The 21,413-nt window shown below is 39.7% G+C and carries 22 protein-coding genes; 17 read left to right on the forward strand and 5 right to left on the reverse strand.

The window, feature by feature from the left end:
- Nucleotides 1-21: 21 nt before the first annotated feature.
- Together BMW42_RS12680 and BMW42_RS12685 are read right to left on the reverse strand one after the other, a co-directional pair.
- Nucleotides 22-453 (reverse strand): hypothetical protein, encoded by a 432-nt coding sequence (locus BMW42_RS12680; protein WP_092768319.1) that lies wholly within the window; start codon nt 451-453, stop codon nt 22-24.
- A gap of 79 nt (nt 454-532) precedes the next feature.
- On the reverse strand, nt 533-1,309 hold the full coding sequence (locus BMW42_RS12685; protein WP_092768321.1) for an SDR family oxidoreductase: 777 nt from the start codon (nt 1,307-1,309) through the stop codon (nt 533-535).
- 107 nt (nt 1,310-1,416) lie between these two features.
- On the opposite strand from BMW42_RS12685, the gene mazG reads away from it, so the two are divergent.
- From mazG to yjgA, 9 genes are all read left to right on the forward strand, one after another.
- A complete protein-coding gene (gene mazG / locus BMW42_RS12690; RefSeq protein WP_092768323.1) occupies nt 1,417-2,211 on the forward strand; it encodes a nucleoside triphosphate pyrophosphohydrolase in 795 nt (264 codons plus the stop codon).
- Nucleotides 2,204-2,614, forward strand: a complete 411-nt coding sequence (locus BMW42_RS12695; RefSeq protein WP_092768325.1) for a ComEA family DNA-binding protein — start codon at nt 2,204-2,206, stop codon at nt 2,612-2,614. The genes mazG and BMW42_RS12695 overlap by 8 nt, the downstream gene beginning before the upstream one ends.
- A 153-nt stretch (nt 2,615-2,767) precedes the next feature.
- On the forward strand, nt 2,768-4,225 hold the full coding sequence (gene pcnB / locus BMW42_RS12700) for a polynucleotide adenylyltransferase PcnB (protein ID WP_092768327.1): 1,458 nt from the start codon (nt 2,768-2,770) through the stop codon (nt 4,223-4,225).
- On the forward strand, nt 4,222-4,710 hold the full coding sequence (gene folK / locus BMW42_RS12705; RefSeq protein WP_092768329.1) for a 2-amino-4-hydroxy-6-hydroxymethyldihydropteridine diphosphokinase: 489 nt from the start codon (nt 4,222-4,224) through the stop codon (nt 4,708-4,710). The genes pcnB and folK overlap by 4 nt, the downstream gene beginning before the upstream one ends.
- 40 nt (nt 4,711-4,750) lie before the next feature.
- Complete coding sequence (gene panB, locus BMW42_RS12710; RefSeq protein WP_035265341.1) at nt 4,751-5,560, forward strand: 3-methyl-2-oxobutanoate hydroxymethyltransferase; 810 nt, start codon at nt 4,751-4,753, stop codon at nt 5,558-5,560.
- Nucleotides 5,561-5,562: 2 nt separating this feature from the next.
- Nucleotides 5,563-6,402: a pantoate--beta-alanine ligase gene (panC, locus tag BMW42_RS12715; protein WP_092768331.1), complete on the forward strand. Its 840-nt coding sequence runs from the start codon at nt 5,563-5,565 to the stop codon at nt 6,400-6,402.
- A 39-nt stretch (nt 6,403-6,441) separates the two neighbouring features.
- Entirely contained in the window at nt 6,442-7,293 is an 852-nt protein-coding gene (gene rapZ, locus BMW42_RS12720) for an RNase adapter RapZ (RefSeq protein ID WP_035265345.1), read from the forward strand.
- Nucleotides 7,290-7,559: an HPr family phosphocarrier protein gene (locus BMW42_RS12725; protein ID WP_035265349.1), complete on the forward strand. Its 270-nt coding sequence runs from the start codon at nt 7,290-7,292 to the stop codon at nt 7,557-7,559. The genes rapZ and BMW42_RS12725 overlap by 4 nt, the downstream gene beginning before the upstream one ends.
- A gap of 2 nt (nt 7,560-7,561) precedes the next feature.
- Entirely contained in the window at nt 7,562-8,095 is a 534-nt protein-coding gene (gene yjgA, locus BMW42_RS12730; RefSeq protein ID WP_035265351.1) for a ribosome biogenesis factor YjgA, read from the forward strand.
- A 57-nt stretch (nt 8,096-8,152) separates the two neighbouring features.
- Here yjgA and BMW42_RS12735 read toward each other — a convergent pair whose 3' ends face one another.
- On the reverse strand, nt 8,153-9,793 hold the full coding sequence (locus BMW42_RS12735) for an acyl-CoA synthetase (protein ID WP_092768377.1): 1,641 nt from the start codon (nt 9,791-9,793) through the stop codon (nt 8,153-8,155).
- 264 nt (nt 9,794-10,057) lie between these two features.
- Here BMW42_RS12735 and BMW42_RS12740 point away from each other — a divergent pair, with 264 nt between their 5' ends.
- From BMW42_RS12740 to BMW42_RS12750, 3 genes are read left to right on the forward strand one after another with little or no spacing between them, the layout of a single operon-like run.
- Nucleotides 10,058-11,800: a neutral/alkaline non-lysosomal ceramidase N-terminal domain-containing protein gene (locus BMW42_RS12740; RefSeq protein WP_092768333.1), complete on the forward strand. Its 1,743-nt coding sequence runs from the start codon at nt 10,058-10,060 to the stop codon at nt 11,798-11,800.
- Complete coding sequence (locus tag BMW42_RS12745) at nt 11,797-13,086, forward strand: D-arabinono-1,4-lactone oxidase (protein ID WP_092768335.1); 1,290 nt, start codon at nt 11,797-11,799, stop codon at nt 13,084-13,086. Before BMW42_RS12740 ends, BMW42_RS12745 begins: the two co-directional genes overlap by 4 nt.
- A 3-nt stretch (nt 13,087-13,089) precedes the next feature.
- Nucleotides 13,090-14,289 (forward strand): alanine racemase, encoded by a 1,200-nt coding sequence (locus BMW42_RS12750; RefSeq protein ID WP_092768337.1) that lies wholly within the window; start codon nt 13,090-13,092, stop codon nt 14,287-14,289.
- Between the two features lie 59 nt (nt 14,290-14,348).
- On the opposite strand, the gene BMW42_RS12755 is transcribed toward BMW42_RS12750, so the two are convergent.
- The gene (locus BMW42_RS12755) at nt 14,349-15,968 is read right to left on the reverse strand and encodes a glutamate synthase-related protein (protein WP_092768339.1); all 1,620 of its coding nucleotides are present in this window, start codon (nt 15,966-15,968) and stop codon (nt 14,349-14,351) included.
- A gap of 325 nt (nt 15,969-16,293) precedes the next feature.
- Between BMW42_RS12755 and thrS the strand changes: the two genes are divergently transcribed.
- Nucleotides 16,294-18,216 (forward strand): threonine--tRNA ligase, encoded by a 1,923-nt coding sequence (gene thrS, locus BMW42_RS12760; protein ID WP_092768341.1) that lies wholly within the window; start codon nt 16,294-16,296, stop codon nt 18,214-18,216.
- Nucleotides 18,217-18,287: 71 nt separating this feature from the next.
- Nucleotides 18,288-18,773 (forward strand): translation initiation factor IF-3, encoded by a 486-nt coding sequence (gene infC, locus BMW42_RS12765; protein WP_373683335.1) that lies wholly within the window; start codon nt 18,288-18,290, stop codon nt 18,771-18,773.
- Between the two features lie 369 nt (nt 18,774-19,142).
- Here infC and BMW42_RS12770 read toward each other — a convergent pair whose 3' ends face one another.
- The gene (locus BMW42_RS12770) at nt 19,143-19,652 is read right to left on the reverse strand and encodes an Hsp20 family protein (RefSeq protein WP_092768343.1); all 510 of its coding nucleotides are present in this window, start codon (nt 19,650-19,652) and stop codon (nt 19,143-19,145) included.
- 280 nt (nt 19,653-19,932) lie between these two features.
- Here BMW42_RS12770 and BMW42_RS12775 point away from each other — a divergent pair, with 280 nt between their 5' ends.
- The 3 genes from BMW42_RS12775 to BMW42_RS12785 all read left to right on the forward strand — a co-directional run bounded on the left by BMW42_RS12775 (nt 19,933) and on the right by BMW42_RS12785 (nt 21,344).
- Complete coding sequence (locus BMW42_RS12775) at nt 19,933-20,550, forward strand: glutathione S-transferase family protein (RefSeq protein ID WP_035265364.1); 618 nt, start codon at nt 19,933-19,935, stop codon at nt 20,548-20,550.
- Between the two features lie 72 nt (nt 20,551-20,622).
- Entirely contained in the window at nt 20,623-20,922 is a 300-nt protein-coding gene (locus tag BMW42_RS12780) for a hypothetical protein (RefSeq protein ID WP_092768345.1), read from the forward strand.
- Nucleotides 20,919-21,344: a YqaA family protein gene (locus BMW42_RS12785; RefSeq protein ID WP_092768347.1), complete on the forward strand. Its 426-nt coding sequence runs from the start codon at nt 20,919-20,921 to the stop codon at nt 21,342-21,344. The genes BMW42_RS12780 and BMW42_RS12785 overlap by 4 nt, the downstream gene beginning before the upstream one ends.
- Nucleotides 21,345-21,413: the final 69 nt, after the last annotated feature.

Consider the following 21,413-nt stretch of genomic DNA (forward strand, 5'->3'; position numbering starts at 1 on the left):
GATCACTCAAATAGCGTTAAATCAGATTTTGCATTTTTTAGAACCTTGATAGATTCCAATATTATCGATGTTTGCTTGCGATGCAGCTTTGATCTGTTGCTGTAATGGAATATTTGCAGCATCAGAAGTATCGCTTTCACCCGCTACAGAGTTTGCAACTTGCCCCATTTTTGTTGCTTTTTCTGAGTTGCCACCGAAAGTAGATAATGCATTACCTGCCATACCCGCCCATTTGCTCAATGATTTAGCTGGCGTTTGGGTTGCAGCAGCTGCAATATTTTTATCAGCATTTTCTAAGTTACGCTTAGCATTGGCTTTTTCAACAGCTAGTGTTGCACAATCCATTGCCTTGAGTTCAGCAGTTGAGTGTTGTTTCGTTGGTAGTTCACCCGCAGCTTGAGCAAGAGTCGTTGTTAAAGCAGTAGCGATAGCTAAAGTTAAAATTTTTTTCATTATATATTCTCATTTGTAACGCATTGTTATAAATGCCCCTGTTGGGGCGAGAGAATATTACGCAAATGTGACTAATTTATCATTTCTTTTTACTTAATAATAAATTTGTCACTCTGTTGATCAATTGGGGACTGAATCTTGACAGGTGATACATCAGTTCAGTTTTGATGCCAACCGTATGGTGAGTTACGGTTAAGTGATGGTTTTTTAAACGTGCGACACTGTAAATTTCCTGAGCAACGTCTTTGGCGCTGAGACTGACTCCTATATTTTGAATCGTACCCGCATCCATGCCTTTTACCATGGCAGTCTGAACAAATAATGGCATGATGTCTAATACGCGTATTCCATATTTTTGCCATTCAACATCAAGACCTTCTGTAATGCCGCGAACAGCAAATTTACTTGCTGAATAGGACACTAAATCAGCTTGACCATAGATAGCAGAAGCAGAGGACATATTGATGATACGTGCGTGGGAGGCCTGTTTTAAGAAAGGGAGCGCAGCGTGACAGCCATTGAGAACACCGTTAACATTGATATTAAATGTTCGATGATGTGATGAGATATCTGTATTTTCGAATGCCCCTGAATATAAGATGCCAGCATTATTTAATAATATATTTATTTCACCAGCCCATTCGTTGAACTCAGTTAAAGCACTTTGCCATTGGTCGTATTGGGAAACATCTAGCAAACCCGCTTTAGCATTTGGCCCTAAAGATTGAGCCAATTGTTCAGCTTGTTCGAGATTGATGTCATAAATACCGACTTTATAACCTTGCTGATAGAATAGTTTTGCGGTAGCTGCGCCAATCCCTTGTGCTGCGCCACTGATAAAAATGCTAGATGTCATCGAAAATCCTTGTTGTTTTACATCATTTTATGTTCCTAGTTGAGCATAAGATTGTTCATTGAATCAACAATAACTTTAAACTCATCATTCACTAGAGATCAACTTTCATGGAAAAACTTTTAAATATCATGCAAGAGCTTCGTGCGAAATGTCCATGGGATCAAAAACAAACGCCTGAAAGCTTGACTCGCTATGCGATTGAAGAAGCTTATGAGGTTGAAGAGGCAGTTCGATCACAAAATACAGCGCATATAAAAGAGGAATTAGGAGATCTTCTGCTGCAAGTTGTATTTCAAGCGCAAATGTATAGTGAGCAAGGAGCATTTAATTTTCATGATGTGGTGGAAACGTTGTGCGACAAGTTGATTCGAAGACATCCTCATGTCTTTCAATCGGCTCAATTTGAACAACTGAATGAACAGCAGGTGAGTGAACTTTGGCAAAAAATTAAGGCTGAAGAGAAAAAAGACAAAACTAAATCACGTTTAGATGAAATTAAAGCGGGTCCTGCCTTAGATCAAGCCGAACAAATTCAAAAAAATGTAGCTCAGATTGGATTTGATTTCGAAAATGTTGAGCAAGCGTATGAAAAGTTAGATGAAGAGTTATCTGAATTGAGAGAGGCGCTCAACCATCGAAATTCCGACGAAATACAAGAGGAGTTTGGAGATTGTTTATTTTCTTTAATCAATGTTGGACGTAAAATCGGCATTTCAAGTGAGATGGCTCTACTTGGAACCATCCACAAATTTAAACAACGTTTTTCATACATTGAGTTGCAGGCAAAAAATAGAAATACGCCCATTGAAAATATGAGTCTCAAAGAAATGGACCAATTGTGGGATCAGGCAAAAGTATATCTAAAGCAACATAACAATAACATTCAGGTTCAACATGAATAGCATCATTTCTTTTCTTCTTCTGATATTTACTGCATGTGTGAGTTTAATCAGTTCGGCATATCCACAACAGTTTGATCAATCTTACTTAAAATGGAAAGCAGAGCAAGAAGCTCATGATCAACGACTTAACCGGCAAAGTGCGAACCATTATTTATCTCGACCAGCCGTAAATACATCATCAAAGCAAGCAGCTGGTGGTGTCGGGCAATCAACTAAAGTTCGTCTTAATACGGCTTCAATGGTTGAACTACAAATGATTAAAGGAGTGGGTGAGAAGAAAGCTGCTGCAATTATTGAGTATCGGCAAAAGCATGGCAGTTTTAAGTCAGTAGATGAACTTCAAAATGTCAAAGGAATAGGTCCAAAGTTTATCGAAAAGAATCGCAACCAGTTAGCCCTCTAACACATTTTTATAGAGATCAAATGGCACTAAGGGGTGTTGAAATTTAATCAATTTTGACGGTGAATCTTGGAGAATAAAATTGCCCTTTGATTGTGTTAGAGCTATGATTAGCACAATTATGATTTTACGTTCTGACGTAGGAGACAGCGTCTTTTGCAAACTTTGCACGCGTCAAAGTGCGGTTTATCCACTGCACAATTACCTTCTTCCATTTTAGATGTTATTGATTCTTTAACTAAAGCCGGCTATGAAGCTTACATCGTCGGTGGTGGTGTCCGTGATTTGATGCTTGGACTTGCGCCTAAAGATTTCGATGCTGTAACCAATGCGACACCTTCACAAATTAAAGAAGTATTTGGTCGTCGTTGCCGAATTATTGGTCGTCGTTTTGAGTTGGCTCATGTCTATTCTGGTCGTGAATTAATTGAAGTGGCCACTTTCCGAGCTCCTCCTAAAAAAGCAGTGACTTCTGCCGCAGGGATGATTCTAAGAGATAATAATTGGGGCTCAATTGAAGAAGATTTTGCTCGTCGAGATTTCTCAATCAATGCGATGTATTACCAACCGCGTAAGGGTATCGTTCTTGATTTCTGTAACGCTATTGATGATATAAAAACAAAAACATTGCGTTTATTGGGTGATCCAAAGTTACGTTTTGAAGAAGATCCAGTTCGTATGTTACGAACACTGAGATTTGCTGCGAAACTTAACTTTAAAATTGATCCTGCAATTTTAGATGTATTTACACCTGAAGCAACCTTGCTTTTACGTGATGTATCACCGCATCGTTTATATGATGAATCTCAAAAGTTATTCACAATGGGGCATTTGAATCGTGTGCTCCCGATGTTGATTGAGTTTGGAATCTGGAAGCAATTATTTGCAGATATTCCTCCTCATATTGATGCATTTATTGAACGTGCAGCAAAAAATACAGATCAGCGAATTCAAATTGGTAAAACGATTAACCCTGCATTTTTCTATGCGGTATTGTTGTGGAAACCGTTCCTTGAGCGTTGTGATTTTTATATGCACAAAGGTGTTGTGGCAGCTGAAGCACGTGCTCAAGCCGGCTTGGATGTGCTGAAGCGCCAAGCGACACGCACGATTATCCCGCGTTTTGCAGAAACCTTTATTCGTGAAGTCTGGGAAATGCAAACTCGTTTGTTGAACCCAAAACCTCAGCAAATTGAAGCACTCTCAGGTCATGCTCGTTTTAGAGCAGGTTTTGACTTTATGTTGCTGCGTGAAAAGTCTGGAGATCAGACGACCAATGGCATGGGTCAATGGTGGGATGCTTATCAGTTGATGTCTTTGGACGAAAAAGAGCGTGTGATTGCGCAGTACAATCGTCAACGGACTAAATCACGACGTAAAGTTGCCGTGACCGAAGATGTTGTGGAAACAAAGCCTCAGCAGATTGAACCGCTAGTTAAAGAAACGGAGTCACGTAGCCGTCGCAGTCGTAAGGCCGCTTCAGCGAATGAGCGAAGAACAGAGCAAAATGCGAGTATCGCTTTGGATAATGGTATTGCAGCTGATCATCCTATTTTGAAGCGTAAACGTGTCAAACGCGATTTAAATACAGTGGTGTTTGGTCCTATCCAATGACAGTACGAACATATATTGGACTGGGAAGTAATTTAGGTGATTCTCAGCAGTTGATGGCAGAAGCCTATACGAAACTGGCAATGCTGGGTGTGGTGAAAGCATCAAGGCTTTATCATAGTCCACCTATGGGTCCTCAAGACCAACCACATTACCACAATGCGGTCGTTCGTTTAGATACGAGTCTAACGGCGCTTGAATTATTAGATGAATTACAAAAAATAGAAAATGAAGCAGGGCGGGTGCGTTTACGTCGTTGGGGTGAACGCACACTCGATTTAGATCTATTGTTATATGGTGATCAAACGATTCAAAATGATCGCTTAACTATTCCGCATATCGGGATATTTGAGCGAGATTTTGTCATACTGCCGTTATTAGATCTGGATGTCGAATTAGAAATTCATGGACAGAAAATTCGAGAAACGAATATTGCAAAACACAGCCAATTGGATGTTTTAGCAGATTCATCTTGGATCAATATTTAAACTTTAAAATGTTCTAAGGAACTGTGTTAGAGGACATCTTATGATCAGTCTGAGCGATTTAAGACAATTCAAACAGCAAGGTCGAAAATTTTCATGTCTGACTTGTTATGACGCCAGTATGGCGAAGGCAATGGAAATTGCTGAAATAGATACCATTTTAATTGGTGATTCGCTTGGGATGACTATTCAAGGCCATGATTCAACGTTGCCTGTGAATGTGGAAGATATGGTCTATCATACCTCAGTTGTACGTCGTGGAAATAACCATGCTTTCATCTTAACTGATCTGCCTTTTATGAGTTATGCCACACTCAATGATGCACTAGTAAACTCGAAAAAAGTGATGCAAGCTGGCGCACAAATGGTCAAGCTTGAAGGTGGTGCTTGGCTTGCTGAAACGGTAGAAGTATTGACTCGCAATGGTATTCCAGTGTGTGTCCATCTTGGACTAACGCCACAATCCGTTCATGTATTTGGTGGCTATAAATTACAAGCCAAAACGCGTGAAGCTGCGGATCAGCTGATTGCTGATTGTAAAGCCGTTGTTGAGGCTGGGGCTGCAGTGTTATTGCTAGAGTGTGTACCTGCACAATTGGGTCAAGAAATTACAGAACTATTTCCGCATGTACCTGTGATTGGTATTGGTGCTGGAGCACAAACCGATGGTCAAGTTCTGGTTGTTCAAGATATGCTGGGATTAAACTTCGGTCGTGTTGCACGTTTTGTACGTAATTTTATGAAAGAACAGTCTGGTGAAACGGCCATTCTTGATGCAATCAAATCGTATCATGTTGCTGTACTAGATCAATCTTTCCCTGCTAAAGAACATACGTTCCAAGTTGAGCTTTAATCATGAAAACTGAAACAACAATCCATGGTTTAACCGCATCACTTCATGCTGCTCGTCAAGCACGAAAGACTATTGGTTTTGTCCCGACCATGGGGAATCTACATCAAGGTCACTTAAATTTAGTACGTGAAGCACGTAAATTATGTGATGTGGTTGTGGTCAGTATTTTTGTGAATCCGATTCAATTTGGCCCAAATGAAGATTATGACAGTTACCCACGCACACTTGATCAAGACAGTCAGTTGTTGGCTGAAGAGGGTTGTGACATTATTTTTGCACCTTCAGTTGAGCAAATGTATGGCAGTCAACCTCGCTTAACAAACATTAGTGTCGGTCAAATTACCAATGATTTATGTGGTGCTCAACGTCCGGGGCACTTTGATGGTGTTGCGGTAGTGGTAACGAAGTTATTTAATATCGTACAACCACATTTTGCATTTTTTGGTCAAAAAGACTACCAGCAGTTGGCTGTGATTAAGACAATGGTACGTGACTTGAACATGCCGATTGAAATTATTGGTGTGCCAATTGCACGTGCTAAAGATGGTTTGGCATTAAGTTCACGTAATGGTTATCTTTCGGCTGAACATCGTCAAATTGCACCAGTCATTTATCAATCTTTAAAAACTGCTGAAACAAATTTAAAACAAGGTCAAGCGCTTACAGAGGTTCTTGCTGAGATAAAATCAACTTTAAGTGATGCTGGCTTTGTCGTGGATTATGTTGAAGCACGTAATCCAATGTTGCAGGCAGTAGAGCAATTTGACCAAGATATTGTGTTATTTGTTGCTGCGAAAATTGGTTCGACACGCTTGATCGACAATTTACAAATCAGTCATTAAAACAGGATTAAACTCGATGATGATAGTCAGGTGTGGTGCATGAAGCGAATTCTTATTGTTACAGGACAATCCGGTTCAGGGAAGTCATCTGCATTGCAGGTTCTCGAAGATTTAGGTTATTACTGTATCGATAATTTGCCGCTAGCATTACTTCCTGAGATCGTTGGAAAGTTAGATCAAGAAAATAATTTAGAACAATTGGCTTTAGGGGTTGATGTTCGGAGTACACGCGCTGATTTGCAAGAATTTGAGCAAGTTTATCAGCAACTGGAAAAACATGGTGAGGTCGAGGTGATTTATCTCACCACCAAAGATCAAGAGTTAATTGCTCGTTTTAGTGCTTCGCGTCGACCTCATCCACTGGCGAATCGTTTTAAAAGTCTGAATGAGTGCATTCAGGAAGAGAAACAATTACTGTTGCCGATTCAATTAAGAGCAACTGTACAGATTGATACATCAGATAAAAGTGTCCATGATCTTAAAGATACATTATTATCCCGCTTAGGGCAGGTAGATAACTTAATTGTTATTTTACAGTCTTTTGGATATAAGCATGGTATTCCGTTGGATGCTGATTTTATTTTTGATGTGCGGCATTTACCCAATCCACATTGGGATTTAGAGCTTAGAAAATATTCGGGTTTAGATGAGCCCATTGAAAAATTCCTGACATCATTTGACCAAGTGAATATGATGTTTGAGGATTTAAAGCAATTTTTAGAGAAGTGGTTGCCTGCCTTTGCAGAAGGGCATCGCCATTACATTACGGTTTCGATTGGATGTACAGGTGGTCAGCACCGCTCTGTATTTATTGTGGATAGACTCAAAAAGGCGCTTGAGGCACAATGGTCTATTCAGGTCTTGCATAGAGAAATGAAGCACTGGTCATGATTGACACAACTGTTGACGTAATTAACAAATTAGGATTACATGCGCGTGCGTCAGGCAAGCTCATTGAGGTCACTACCAAATTTCGAAGTTCGATTAAAATTGGTAAGGGCGATAAATTAGTCGATGCCAAAAATATTATGTCTTTGCTCATGCTCGGTGCAGGCAAAGGAACTACATTAAGGCTAGTGATTGAAGGGGCAGATGAAGAGAAAGCTTTATCTGAAGTTCAAGCATTATTCGCAGCAAAATTTTACGAGGCTGAATAATCGTGGCACGTCGATCGCAACGTTTTACTGAAGATGATTTTGAGTCTTTAGAAGGACGTGCAAGTAAAACTGAACAAAAGAAAGCTGTACAACGTATGGCTGCTTTAGGGGCTCAACTTGCTGAGTTACCCAAAAAAAAGATTGAAAGCCTTCCTGTGGAAGAGCGCTTAATTGAAGCTTTATTGGATGTTCAATTGATAACATCAGGTGAGGCTCGTCGTCGTCAATTTTTGCGTATTGGTAAATTATTACGCAATGAAGACGAGAGCATGATCTTATCTTATTTGACACCTCAACAAGGGGCGAAAAAGACAGCACAATTGCACCGCTGGGTCGATCGTATGATTGCACAAGGTGAGCCTGTTATTAAAGAATTTATGAAGACTTACAATGCTGCAGAGCATCATGCAATACGTCAGCATTTACTTCGTATTGAACGTGATATTCAAAAAAACTTAGGTGAGGATGCTGTTGCACAATCTAAGTTAAATTTGCTGAATTACGTTCAGCAAGTTGCACTTATCTCTGATCGTTAATGGTCAAAAAAAAGGTCTGATGTTTCAGACCTTTTTTATTTCTTAGATGCTTAATATTTAGAGTGCAGCACGATCTTTTGCCCAATCTCGCAACACAAACTTTTGCAGTTTACCTGTTGAAGTTTTAGGGATTTCAGTAATCACTACGTCTTTAGGTACCTTGAATCGAGCAAGATGTTGTTTGCAGTATTCAATGATTTCTTCAGGTGTAGCTTGTTGCCCTTGCTTCAATTCAATAAATGCGCATGGAACTTCTTGCCAACGTGGATCAGGTTTTGCAACAACTGCAGCTGTCAGCACGGCAGGGTGTTGATAAAGTACTTCTTCCACTTCAAGTGAAGAAATATTTTCACCACCAGAAATAATCACATCTTTCGAGCGATCTGTGATTTTGGCATAACCATCAGGCTGGCATACGGCAAGATCGCCAGTATGGAACCATCCACCAGCAAATGCTTCAGCGGTGGCTTCAGGATTCTTCAAGTAACCTTTCATGACAATGTTGCCACGGAACATAATTTCCCCCATGGTCTGACCATCGTTCGGTACAGGCAGCATCGTTTCAGGATCCAATACTTTCATCCCATCTTGAAGTGGATAAGGTACACCTTGGCGTGAATGTAGTTGAGCTTGTTCTTGGATGCTTAAATCACTCCAGCCTGCTTGCGAAGCACATAGCGCTGATGGTCCATAGGTTTCAGTGAGACCATAGACGTGGGTAACATTGATTCCTAGATTTCGCATACCTTCAATAATGGCAGCTGGTGGCGCTGCACCAGCAACCATCACTTCGACTCGATGATTAATTTCGCGTTGTTGCTCTTTTGGTGTGTTGATCAACATGGACAATACAATTGGTGCACCGCAGAAGTAATCGACTTGATGATCCGCGATCAATTGATAGATCTGTGCTGGATCAACTTTTCGAAGACAAACATTTGTGCCACCGTTGGCGGCCATGGTCCAAGCGAAACACCATCCATTACAATGGAACAGAGGCAAAGTCCATAAATAGGTGGCACGGGGTGTCATACCACAAGCAATGATATTACTCGCTGCATTAATATAAGCCCCACGATGATGATAGACCACACCTTTTGGATTCCCAGTTGTGCCTGAGGTGTAGTTTAAGCTGATGGCATCCCATTCATCCTGTGGTAATTGCCACTCAAACTCAGGATTACCTTGTGAAAGCCAAGATTCATACTCAATTTTTCCAATACGGGGCGCTTGATCATTGAATTCATATTCAGGATCTGCAACATCGATAACATAAATGTCCTGAGGAACTTGTGCTAAAGCTTCCTGTGCTAATTCTGAGAATTCAGGGTCAACTAAAAGTACTTTCGATTCAGCATGTTCAAGCATAAATGCGAGTGTTTTTGCATCTAGGCGCGTATTTAATGTATTGAGTACAGCGCCTGCCATAGGCACTGCAAAATGCGCTTCGATCATGGCTGGAATATTTGGAAGTAATACCGACACAGTATCATTTTTTTGAATACCAAGCTTTTGCAGCTGATCGGCAAATTGACGGCAACGTTTGTACTTTTCTTTCCAGCTAATCCGGCGTGTACCATGAATAATTGCATCTTGCTGAGGGTAGATATAGGCCGCACGCTCTAAATATCTGAGTGGAGAAAGGGCAACAAAATTTGCTGGCGTTCTAGGTAGTTCGTCATACGGACTTAAATTCATTTTAGTATCCATCTTCATTTTTATAATCCTGAGTAAAAGATAAGCAAAAAATAAACGGAATACATTTATCCTTTAGTCGAGCAAACGTGACATTTTGTCAATTAGGCGAAATTTCATATTTATTAACTTCATTTTATTGCGATTTATTCGTGAAGTTGGTGATATTTATTTGTGCTGAATAATGTAATTGATCGAGAAATAGGGTAAATTTTAAACAGATTTTAAGTTTCAAAATCGAATAATAAAAGCAAAAGGATTTTGCATATGTATATTGTTGGGTGGGGGAAAGATGAAATTAACATCGAACCCAAAGGCTATGCCATGTTTGGCTATGGGATGTGGCATCACCGTGCCTATAAAAAAAGAACTGCGCTGTATGCGAGAACAGTGACCATTCAAAAAGATCAAGATGCCCCATTGATATTATGTTGTCTAGATTTTGGCTGTATTACTTCAGCAATTCGAATCAATGTAATTCAACGCTTGAATGAAACGTTGAGGGATCGTTTCGATCCGCATCGTTTGGTTCTAATGGCAACGCATACCCATTCAGGTCCAGGCGGTTGTGGTTATGAAGCTCTTTATAATATGCCGACACCAGGATTTGTGCCTGAGCACCTTGATGCAGTTGTGGATGCTGTGCAATCCAGTATTCAACAGGCATTATCCAATCGCGATTTTACAGAGATTCGATTAGCGACAATTGACATTCCTGAGCAAGTCCCTGTGGCATGGAATCGCTCGATAAAAGCGTATAATCGAAATCTCGATACTGCATTCGTCGATGAATCTGAAACTTACAAAGCAATCAATCGACAAATGCAAGTCCTTGGCTTTTATCGTGGGGAAAAGCTTCATTCTCTGTTGTCACTGTTTGGTGTGCATGCGACATGTTTGGGCAATCAATTAGACGCTCATGATGGTGATAATAAAGGCTATGCCGCAACACTTTCGGAAGAGACCTTAAGTGCTGCTGGGGTGGATGGACCAGTTTGTATATTTGCGCAAGCAACAGCAGGCGATGTGTCACCACACTTCCATGGAAAGAATCAGACTAAGATCAGAAAAAAGATAAAAGGAGAAGCAGAATACATCTATGCGAGAAACAATGGTCGTATACAGAGTGAGTATGCTTTAGCCGCTTTACTTGAGAAACAGAATCAAAACATCCAATATCAAGATTTGGATGCAGTACTCGAGTATGTGGATATGGCAAATACTGTGGCTGATCCAGAGTTTTCAGGTGGATATAGCAATGCGATAACAAGCCAAGCTTGTCATGGGACAGCATTTATTGCGGGCACACCAGTCGATGGTGTGGGTGCTGCAAAGCCATTGATCATGGCTATGAATTTACTTTCAAAACAATTCAAACGAAGTAAATTGAATTCAAAAGATCCAGTGGAAAGTGCTTATTATCAGAAGCTTTATCATGCTCAAGGACCCAAAAATATTATTTTTGAATCGGGTCAGCATCGGATATTAGGAAAAAAATTAGGTTCACTTCCTGGTGTTTTAGATCCACTCATTGCTGAAATGAATGCTCAAGTTCACGCTGGCGCAATTCAAGAAAGCGATTTAGTGCCACATATTGTGCCAATTCAGCTCATTCGAATCGGTCAACTTTTTTTGGTATGTGTTCCCGGAGAGTTTACAACAACTTCAGGTAAGCGCGTATTAAATACCATTCAGAAAAGTGTATTACCGACATTTCCTAACGCAAAAATTTGGTTTGCATCTTATTGTAATGACTATATGGGCTATGTCACGACATTCGAAGAATATCAAGAACAAGCCTATGAAGGTGGACACACTTTATTTGGTCAATGGACTTTGGCAGCTTTTCAAACCTATTTTAAACATTTGGCTAAACAGATTTGTTTGCCACCTGAACAACGTCAATTATCAAATTGCGTACCTAAAGCAGTACCTCAAAAAGAATTAGAGAAAAGAACCAATCGGGGAAATGTTCAAACCGCCGTTGCACAAAAGGAGTTGGCAACATGAGTAATCTGACACATCATTATTGGTCTAACTGGTCGGGATATTGCCACTCAAACCCGCAACATATCTTATATCCAGACCAATTACATGAATTACAGGATATTGTGATTCAACATCCTAAAGTTCGTGTGGTTGGTGCAGGGCACTCATTTACTCCGTTGGTAAAAACGGATGCGTCTATTATTTCTTTAGACCGATTTTCAAGTGTCTTAAATGCTGATCAGGCTAAATGCCAAGCGACGTTATGGGCAGGTACTCGACTATTCAATTTAGGCCAGCATCTTGCGCCTTATGAGCAGTCGCTTATGAATCAGGGTGATATTGATCAACAAAGTTTAGCTGGTGCTGTGTCTACAGGAACACACGGGACAGGTGCAGCGCTACATTCTATTTCAGGCTATGTAGAAGATTTTGAGCTATTACAGGCAAATGGAGAGTTAATCCAGTGCTCCAAGACGGAGAACCCTGAAATTTTTCAGGCAGGAAGAGTATCGTTGGGATCGCTTGGGATATTAACGAAAATAACCATGCAAAACCGCCCTAGATATAAATTGAAAGAGAAAATTCATTTAGCCCCTGTAGAAGAAAGCCTTGATCAATTTCTCCAATTGATGCATCAACATCGGCATTTGGAATATTTTATTTTCCCTTTTACAGATCAGCTAATTTTTAAAACACTTGATGTTACAGAGGGTGAGGTGAAGCCAAGAGAAACTTCTTGGCCATCTGAGGATCAACTTTTAACATGGTGTTGTGAAATTTCTAAAAAAACCCCTTTTTTGACGAAATATCTTCAAAAATTAGTCGGTGTTTTTGTGAAGCCAACAGAATTCATTGATTGGTCGGGTGATATTTTTGCAACTCCTCGGAATACCAAATTCAATGAAATGGAATATCAAATTCCAATTGAGAATGGTATTCAATGCATCAAAGAAGTGATTGCAACGTTTAGAAAATATCAAATAAATTCTTTTTTCCCTATCGAATTCCGCGTGGTCAAAGGGGATGATATTTGGCTAAGTCCTTTCTATCAGCAGGACAGTATTTCGATTTCCATCCATCAATATTATAAGCAGTCACCTCAAAAAGTATTTGATCTTATTGAGCCGATTTTTCAAAAATATCGAGGCCGTCCACACTGGGCTAAGATGCATCAACTGTCTCACCAAGAGATTCGAGCTCTTTATCCGAAATGGAATGAATTTATGCAAATCAGAGAAGCGCTCGATCCCCATCGAAAGTTTCTCAATCCCTATCTTGAAAAACTATTACTTGGGCAACAAGGATGAGAGATGAATAGTTTTTTTAATCAAATGAATGATGATTTGCGGGCACATGGTTTAGGTCAACCTATGCTCTTGATCGATGACGATGCATTAAACTTTAATATTGCTTATGTAAAACAGCAGCTAGCTTCGGCAAAGCACTTAAAACCGCGGTTAGTCGTTAAATCTTTGGCTTGTTTGCCTTTGTTAAAAAAGCTAAGTTTCGATTTAGACACCCAACACTTTATGGTATTCCATATTGATCACTTACAATTGATGTTCAATCATTTTGATCAAGCTGATTTACTCTTTGGCAAGCCGATGCCAATTCGTGCAGTAGAAAGGTTTTATCAAAACCATCACACGCCAATCAAATGCAAGATACATTGGTTAATTGATTCCTTTGTTCGCTTGCAACAATATCATGCCTTGGCTGATCAACTGGGACTTAGCTTCAATATCAATCTTGAAATTGATGTGGGATTACATCGTGGAGGCGTTCAAAATTCTGCTGAATTTATACAAATGCTCAATTATATTCAGCAGCATCAAAAAACGCTAAATTTGAGTGGCTTAATGGGCTACGATGCGCATGTCACTAAACTACCTAAGGTGGTGAAGCGTGCAGAAACAGCTTATGCTGAATCTCAACATATTTATCAAAATTATCAGCACATCTTAAAGCACCAATTCCCAGATTTAAATCATGCTCAGCTGTGTTTTAACGGAGGAGGAAGTCCAACCTTTAGTTTTCACGTGAAACATAGTGTGTGTAATGATCTGTCATTTGGCTCAATGTTGCTTAAGCCCAGCGATTTTGATTCTGAATATCTTTCTTCACTTAAATCTGCTTTATATATAGCGAGTCCCGTACTGAAAGTTTTAGACCAAGTTTCATTGCCAGGAATGCCTTCATTTAAAAAAATAAAATTCTTTCAGAAGCATCAATCGGTTTTTATCTATGGTGGCTACTGGATGGGTCAATATGTTTATCCAGTAAAATCTCATCCGCATATGTTGTATGGACGAAGCACCAATCAGGAAATGATTTGTGTCGATCGTAAAATTGATATCCATCCTGATGACTATGTATTTATTAGACCGAGCCAGAGTGAGGTGGTCATCCCGCAGTTCAATCGCACGTACCTTTATCGAAAAGAAAATGAGTGGAATTCATCTGATTTGGAAACGAGTAGATTTGAACCTTGGGAAAATTTTAGACAGTAGTGATTAAAAGAAAAAAAAGGGATGAAGTTAATCATCCCTTTTTAGCATTGGATTGAGACTTAATGGATTCCACCGTAGTGGATGCCCGTTAATTCACTGATTTCTTTTTTCCAAGTGGTTAAGTCATCTAAATTAAATTTACTTAAATGGTCATGCCCACAAGCACGCGCCATTACCTGCATCAACTCGACTGAAGCATTGAAAAAGTTGGCGAGTTGCTGTGCTGATTTTTCTATTTCGAGTCTTCGACGCAAATGATCTTTTTGTGTTGCAATACCGACAGAGCATTCATTTGTATTACACGCGCGCATTCCCAAACAACCAATTGCCTGCATGGCAGAGTTAGACAGGGCAATGGCATCTGCACCCAGCGCTAAGGCTTTAATAAAATCAGCAGGGACACGTAAGCCACCTGTAATGACCAAACTAATGTCACGACGTCCTAAACGATCTAAATGACGACGTGCCCGTGCTAAAGCAGGAATGGTCGGCACTGAAATATTGTCACGGAATAATGTTGGTGCTGCACCTGTACCACCACCACGACCATCTAAAATAATGTAGTCCACACCTATCGCAATCGCAGCATCAATGTCTTTTTCGATATGCTGTGCAGACAGTTTAAAGCCAATCGGAATGCCACCTGTCTGCTCGCGTATATAGTTTGCAAACTCCTTGTACTGTGAAAGTTCAGTCCAATCCGGAAAGGTTGCGGGAGAAATCGCAGATTGTCCTTCTTCTAAACCACGTACTTCTGCAATTTTTCCGACCACTTTATGCCCGGGTAGATGTCCGCCTGTTCCTGTTTTTGCTGCCTGTCCACCTTTAAAGTGAAAAGCTTGGCATTTTTTTACTTTTTCAATGTCATAGCCAAAACGACCAGAGGCCAACTCGTAAAAATATCGTGAATTCGAGGCTTGTTCATCATCTAACATTCCACCTTCACCAGAACAGATGCCAGTACCTGCCATTTCCGCACCCATTGCCAGTGCAGTTTTTGCTTCTTGCGATAAAGCTCCAAAACTCATGTCGGAAACAAATAATGGAATATTGAGTCTCAATGGTTTTTTTGCATTTGGTCCAATAATCACTTCGCTTGCAACGGGGGCATCATCCAGTAGAGGAACTTTCCAAAGTTGAGCTGTGACCAGTTGAATATCTTCCCATTTTGGAAGTTTGTCAAAAGGCACACCCATGGCTGCGGTAGGACCATGATGACCGAAATTTTTTAGACCATTTCGAGCTAATTCTAAGATGAATCTATTGTGTGGCTCTTCAGGAGCAGGCTGAGAATCTGCGTAGAGTCCTTGATAACGATCACGATTGAATTGCTGTGGATTTCTTTTTTCCCAAGCTTCGATTTCTTCTAAGTCAACATAGACATGATCATCATGAATCCAAGCTTTAAATTTTTGCAGATTTTTATTGAGATATCTCGGGTTAATGCCAGTTTTATAGAGGTAATGAGAGCCGTGAAGGCCACATACAATTTTGTCGCCTTGAATATGGGCATCGGACATGAGTGCTCCGCGATGCTGACAACGACCATACATGACAACGACTTTTTCTTCATCATGATCTTCAAGACGAAGAACAACAAGATCCACATTGGCTGCTAAAGCATATGCGGGTTTAAGCGGCTGGAGTGTAGACCAAGCAATTAGTGGGTGAGATTTCATATGACCTGCCTAATGATTTCAGTGGGTTATATTTATTTGTTTAAAAGTATGTTGATCATCTAATAGAAAGTATAAAAGATTATTTTTCTATAATTGGGATAATATTGGTTTAAATATTAAATTGGGAATATATTTTAACTATTTTTGTCACAATTAAAACTGCTATCGCCTAATGCTCGATTAACGGTTTATTAAACAACGTGACACGTGTAAAATCTCTAGCGATTTTATTTATCCACCGTTTTTATCTTTTGAGGTTCGCCTCGATCATAATCTCGCGGTGACATGCTCCATTGTACGGGGCATCACTCCTTAAGGATTTTTTATGCCAATTATTACTTTGCCAAACGGCGATCAAAAACAATTTGATCAAGCTGTCTCTGTCATGGAAGTTGCTCAAAGCATCGGTCCAGGTCTTGCAAAAAATACGGTTGCAGGTCGTGTAAACGGCCATCTAGTTGATGCATGTGACTTAATCACTGATGATGCCACGTTGCAGATCATTACGCCTAAAGATGATGAAGGTGTTGAAATTATTCGTCACTCTTGTGCCCATTTAGTTGGTCACGCAGTGAAGCAGCTTTTCCCCGAAGCAAAGATGGTGATTGGACCTGTCATTGAAGATGGTTTCTATTACGATATCTACAGTGAAAAACCATTTACACCAGATGATATGGCTGCCATCGAAGAGCGTATGAAAAAGCTCATCGATCAAGATTATGATGTCATTAAAAAGATGACACCTCGTGATGAAGTGATCAAAGTATTCACTGAGCGTGGTGAAGATTATAAATTACGCCTCATCGAAGATATGCCAGATGAGACTCAAATGGGTCTTTATTATCATCAAGAATATGTGGATATGTGTCGTGGTCCACACGTACCAAACACTAAATTCTTAAAGTCATTTAAGTTGACGAAGATGTCAGGTGCTTACTGGCGTGGTGATGCGAAAAACGAACAACTTCAACGTATTTATGGTACGGCTTGGGCGGATAAGAAGCAGTTGGCTGCTTATATCAAACGTATTGAAGAAGCTGAAAAGCGTGACCACCGTAAAATTGGTAAAGCGCTTGATCTGTTCCACATGCAAGAAGAAGCACCAGGCATGGTGTTCTGGCATCCAAATGGCTGGACGATCTATCAAGTTTTAGAACAATACATGCGTAAAGTTCAACAGGACAATGGTTATCAAGAAATTCGCACACCTCAGGTGGTCGATTTTAGTCTGTGGGAAAAATCAGGACATGCTGCAAACTATGCAGAAAACATGTTTACTACACATTCTGAAAACCGTAACTATGCCGTTAAACCAATGAACTGCCCATGTCATGTTCAAGTGTTTAACCAAGGTTTAAAATCTTACCGTGATTTACCAATTCGTCTTGCTGAATTTGGTTCATGTCACCGTAACGAACCATCGGGTTCATTACACGGGATTATGCGTGTTCGTGGTTTCACCCAAGATGACGCACACATTTTCTGTACAACTGAGCAAATTGGTCAAGAAGTTGCTGACTTTATCAAACTGACTTTAGATGTTTATAAAGATTTCGGTTTTGAAGAAGTGCAAATGAAACTCTCAACACGTCCAGAAAAGCGTGTAGGGGATGATAAGCTTTGGGATGTTGCTGAAAAATCTTTAGCTGACGCACTGGATGCAGCAGGTCTCGCTTGGGATTTACAACCTGGTGAGGGTGCGTTCTACGGTCCTAAAATTGAATTTTCTTTGAAAGATTGTTTAGGTCGTATCTGGCAGTGCGGTACAATCCAATGCGATTTTAACTTGCCATTACGTTTAGATGCATCTTATGTCACTGAAGACAACGATCGTGATCATCCTGTGATGCTTCATCGTGCAATTCTTGGCAGTTTTGAACGTTTTATTGGTATACTTATTGAACACTACGCTGGATTTATGCCACCATGGTTGGCACCAATTCAAGCATGTGTGATGAATATTACCGATTCTCAAGCAGATGCTTGTCAGTCAGTCGTCGCTAAATTGCAAGAAAATGGCATTCGAGCGATTTCAGACTTGAGAAATGAGAAAATCGGCTTTAAGATTCGTGAGCGTACTTTAGAGCGTATTCCATACCTATTGGTGCTTGGGGATCGAGAAGTAGAGGAAGGTACAGTGAATGTACGTACTCGCTCTGGAACAAATTTAGGTACTATGTCTATCGATGCATTCGTTGACTTAGTGAAAGTAGCCGTAGCCGAACGCGGCCGGTATATTGTGGAGTAAGAAAGATTAAACAGCCTGACCGTAACCAACAACAAGGTGCTAAAAGCAATCGTCCTGCATTAAATGATGAGATTCGTGCGAAAGAAGTGCGTCTCGTTGGCGCTGACGGAGAACAAAAAGGCATCGTTTCACTTGCTGAAGCGTTGCGTGCTGCAGAAGAAGTTGATCTTGACCTCGTTGAGATCGTTGCGAATGCAGAGCCGCCTGTTTGTAAAATCATGGATTACAACAAGCATTTATTTGATCTGAAGCAAAAGCAAAAAGATGCTAAGAAAAAGCAGCATCAAGTTCAGGTTAAAGAGATCAAGTTGCGTCCTGGTACAGACGTTGGTGATTACAATGTTAAGTTGCGTGCTATTCTGAAATTCCTTGAAGAAGGCAACAAAGTTAAAATTACTCTACGTTTCCGTGGTCGTGAGATGGCTCACCAACAATTGGGTCTTGCTCAATTACAAAAGATTGAAGCTGATGTGGCTGAAATCGGTGTAGTGGAACAAGCACCAAAAATGGAAGGCCGTCAAATGGGTATGTTACTTGGTCCTAAAAAGAAAAAGTAAAACCGATTTAGAGAAAAAGCCCTGCACATGCAGGGCTTTTTTATATGTTGATTGAAGGGATATAGGTACATCCTGAGTTAGTAAAGAGAGGAACGACTGTAGTTGGGGTATAAATCATCAGTTGAATATTTCCATCAGGCAGTACTTTAGTGAAGTCTAATAAACGTATATTTTAAACTTCTCGAATCATTTTGTGGCTTGAGTAAAAAATGTAATTATTTCGACAGGTAAACTCGTACTTATGCATAGAAAATTCTAGATGGATGGTAAAACTGAATAGGTTTAGAGTGTTTACTGTCTTGAAAGATGACCCAAAAAGGATTTTTTATATTGCACATCAGCACATCAGCACATCAGGAAATTCGTTGCTCAAAGTACCTGTAGATTTGATCTATAAAAAAAGCCGATACTTTTGCATCGGCTTTTTTTGTGACTCATTAAGTTCGATGCTTTATTCGACATGAACTGTTTTTTCAGTAGACTCTGTATTTTCTCTTCTGGAATGATACGCTCTAAGTCGATCACTAATAAGCCATTTTCATAATCTGCTTGTTGAACTTCAATATGTTCATCTAAGCGAAGCGATAATTTAAATGAACGACGCGCAATTCCTTTATGAAGATATTCGGTTTGTTCAGATTGAATAGCTTCTGGTTTTCCTGTGATCGAGAGAAGCTGATTTTCAAGACTGATATTTAACTCATCTTGACTAAATCCTGCAGTAGCGACCACGATGCGATATTTATTCTCACCTTTTTTTTCAATGTTATAAGGTGGGTAGTTTGGAGCATCACTTTGCATTGCATAATCAATAAAATCGTTTAAACGATCAAAACCAATGCTACGACGAAACAATGGATGAAGATTTAAGTTACTCATGATTAAAACCTCCTGAGGTCAGCAAAGTCATAAAAATAAGAATGTTGTTCTGTCATGACTATCATCAACAGAACCAGATGATCATCATAAATCTGGCAAGTTTTTATATAGGTTCAGACCGAAATTTTTCAATAATAAATTCAAAAAATTTTTAAAATATTTTATAAATAATTGATTTTTTATAACTTATAAATAAAGAATTTCTATCCTTGTTGTTTGGTCTGAAATGATTTATGGTGGATAAATCAATCAACAAAGGGCATATGGAGCCTGAACTGTAATGATCGATTTATATTACTGGGGAACACCCAACGGATTAAAAATAACAATTGCACTCGAAGAAATGGCTTTAGATTATCAAATCTATCCAATCAATATATTAGAAAATGATCAGTTCCAAACTGACTTTCTTGCGATCTCTCCTAATAATAAAATTCCTGCGATAGTTGATCAAAATGGACCGAATAATCAATCGATTTCGATTTTCGAGTCTGGTGCAATACTGCAATATTTAGGACGTAAAACGGGACAATTCTATCCTCAGCACGAAATCGCGAGGATTCAGGTTGAACAATGGTTGATGTGGCAAATGGGTGGTCTAGGACCGATGTTAGGTCAAAATCATCATTTTGCTAAATTTGCTAAAGAGAAAATCCCTTATGCGATCGAGCGCTACATTACAGAAACTAAAAGATTATATGGGGTGCTCAATAAGCAGTTAGTTGGGCAAGACTATGTGGCTGGTGAGTACTCTATTGCGGATATGGCAATTTTCCCTTGGTTGATGCGGCACGAGTGGCAAAGTATTCATTTAGCAGAGTTTCCTGAAGTGGAAGCTTATATTCAACGTATCCAACAGAGACCAGCGGTACAAAAGGCGCTTGCACTACTAAAGTAGATCACGGATTTAAGTGTGCTAAACTCTATACATCTAAACCACCATTTGGTGGTTTTTTTATGGAGAACTGCCATGAAGGATTTTTTTTTAAATTTCAGCAAAATTGTTGAATCTAATTCAAAAGTATACTGGGCAATTATTGCTGGTATTTTACTCTGTGTTGCTTCTTATATCGTCGAAATATTTCATGTGCAAAATATTATTGCAGCAATCGAACCAGATTCTAGGGATCAATTAAAACAGGTGATTCCAGCGATAACGAATAAATATACGGTGCTACGTGCCATCATAGTAGTGTTGGCAATTGCTTGGTCGATAAAAGAATATCGCAAAACGCAGAAACTTTTAGCGGCGAACAAGTCCAGTAAATGAATCTGATTTTATTGTTTTTAAGTGCCTTTGGAGCCGCCACTTTATTGCCCTTACAGTCCGAAGCAGTATTGTTGGGGTCATTTGCTTTAAAACAATTTTCGCCGTGGATGCTTATTTTTGTTGCAAGTGTAGCGAATGTGATGGGTTCATGCGTCAATTGGTGGTTGGGCTTAAAAATAGAGCAGTTTAAAACCAAAAAGTGGTTTCCATTTAAGTCAGATCACATGATTCGTGCTCAACGGGCTTATCAGCAGTATGGTACATGGTCACTTCTTTTAAGTTGGGTGCCTATCATTGGTGATCCAATCACCTTAATTGCAGGAATTTTGAAAGAAAAATTCTGGAAATTTATCTTTGTGGTGGGTATAGCGAAAACAGGTCGGTATCTATTTATTTACTGGGTGTATCTTGGTTTGTTCTAAATTTTCGTAGAGTAAAACTCATCAAGATTAATTTGTCTGAATCAAGATTAACGGTGCTTTTGTTTTGCG

This window comes from Acinetobacter sp. DSM 11652, from assembly GCF_900109815.1.
Lineage (GTDB): Bacteria > Pseudomonadota > Gammaproteobacteria > Pseudomonadales > Moraxellaceae > Acinetobacter.

Excerpts from the sequence above, each read along its gene's own strand:
- BMW42_RS12680 (WP_092768319.1), bottom strand. The coding sequence starts at position 453 with ATGAAAAAAATTTTAACTTTAGCTATCGCTACTGCTTTAACAACGACT.
- BMW42_RS12685 (WP_092768321.1), bottom strand. The coding sequence starts at position 1,309 with ATGACATCTAGCATTTTTATCAGTGGCGCAGCACAAGGGATTGGCGCA.
- mazG (WP_092768323.1), top strand. The coding sequence starts at position 1,417 with ATGGAAAAACTTTTAAATATCATGCAAGAGCTTCGTGCGAAATGTCCA.
- BMW42_RS12695 (WP_092768325.1), top strand. The coding sequence starts at position 2,204 with ATGAATAGCATCATTTCTTTTCTTCTTCTGATATTTACTGCATGTGTG.
- folK (WP_092768329.1), top strand. The coding sequence starts at position 4,222 with ATGACAGTACGAACATATATTGGACTGGGAAGTAATTTAGGTGATTCT.
- panB (WP_035265341.1), top strand. The coding sequence starts at position 4,751 with ATGATCAGTCTGAGCGATTTAAGACAATTCAAACAGCAAGGTCGAAAA.
- panC (WP_092768331.1), top strand. The coding sequence starts at position 5,563 with ATGAAAACTGAAACAACAATCCATGGTTTAACCGCATCACTTCATGCT.
- rapZ (WP_035265345.1), top strand. The coding sequence starts at position 6,442 with ATGAAGCGAATTCTTATTGTTACAGGACAATCCGGTTCAGGGAAGTCA.
- BMW42_RS12725 (WP_035265349.1), top strand. The coding sequence starts at position 7,290 with ATGATTGACACAACTGTTGACGTAATTAACAAATTAGGATTACATGCG.
- BMW42_RS12735 (WP_092768377.1), bottom strand. The coding sequence starts at position 9,793 with ATGAATTTAAGTCCGTATGACGAACTACCTAGAACGCCAGCAAATTTT.
- BMW42_RS12740 (WP_092768333.1), top strand. The coding sequence starts at position 10,058 with ATGTATATTGTTGGGTGGGGGAAAGATGAAATTAACATCGAACCCAAA.
- BMW42_RS12745 (WP_092768335.1), top strand. The coding sequence starts at position 11,797 with ATGAGTAATCTGACACATCATTATTGGTCTAACTGGTCGGGATATTGC.
- BMW42_RS12750 (WP_092768337.1), top strand. The coding sequence starts at position 13,090 with ATGAATAGTTTTTTTAATCAAATGAATGATGATTTGCGGGCACATGGT.
- BMW42_RS12755 (WP_092768339.1), bottom strand. The coding sequence starts at position 15,968 with ATGAAATCTCACCCACTAATTGCTTGGTCTACACTCCAGCCGCTTAAA.
- thrS (WP_092768341.1), top strand. The coding sequence starts at position 16,294 with ATGCCAATTATTACTTTGCCAAACGGCGATCAAAAACAATTTGATCAA.
- BMW42_RS12770 (WP_092768343.1), bottom strand. The coding sequence starts at position 19,652 with ATGAGTAACTTAAATCTTCATCCATTGTTTCGTCGTAGCATTGGTTTT.
- BMW42_RS12775 (WP_035265364.1), top strand. The coding sequence starts at position 19,933 with ATGATCGATTTATATTACTGGGGAACACCCAACGGATTAAAAATAACA.
- BMW42_RS12780 (WP_092768345.1), top strand. The coding sequence starts at position 20,623 with ATGAAGGATTTTTTTTTAAATTTCAGCAAAATTGTTGAATCTAATTCA.
- BMW42_RS12785 (WP_092768347.1), top strand. The coding sequence starts at position 20,919 with ATGAATCTGATTTTATTGTTTTTAAGTGCCTTTGGAGCCGCCACTTTA.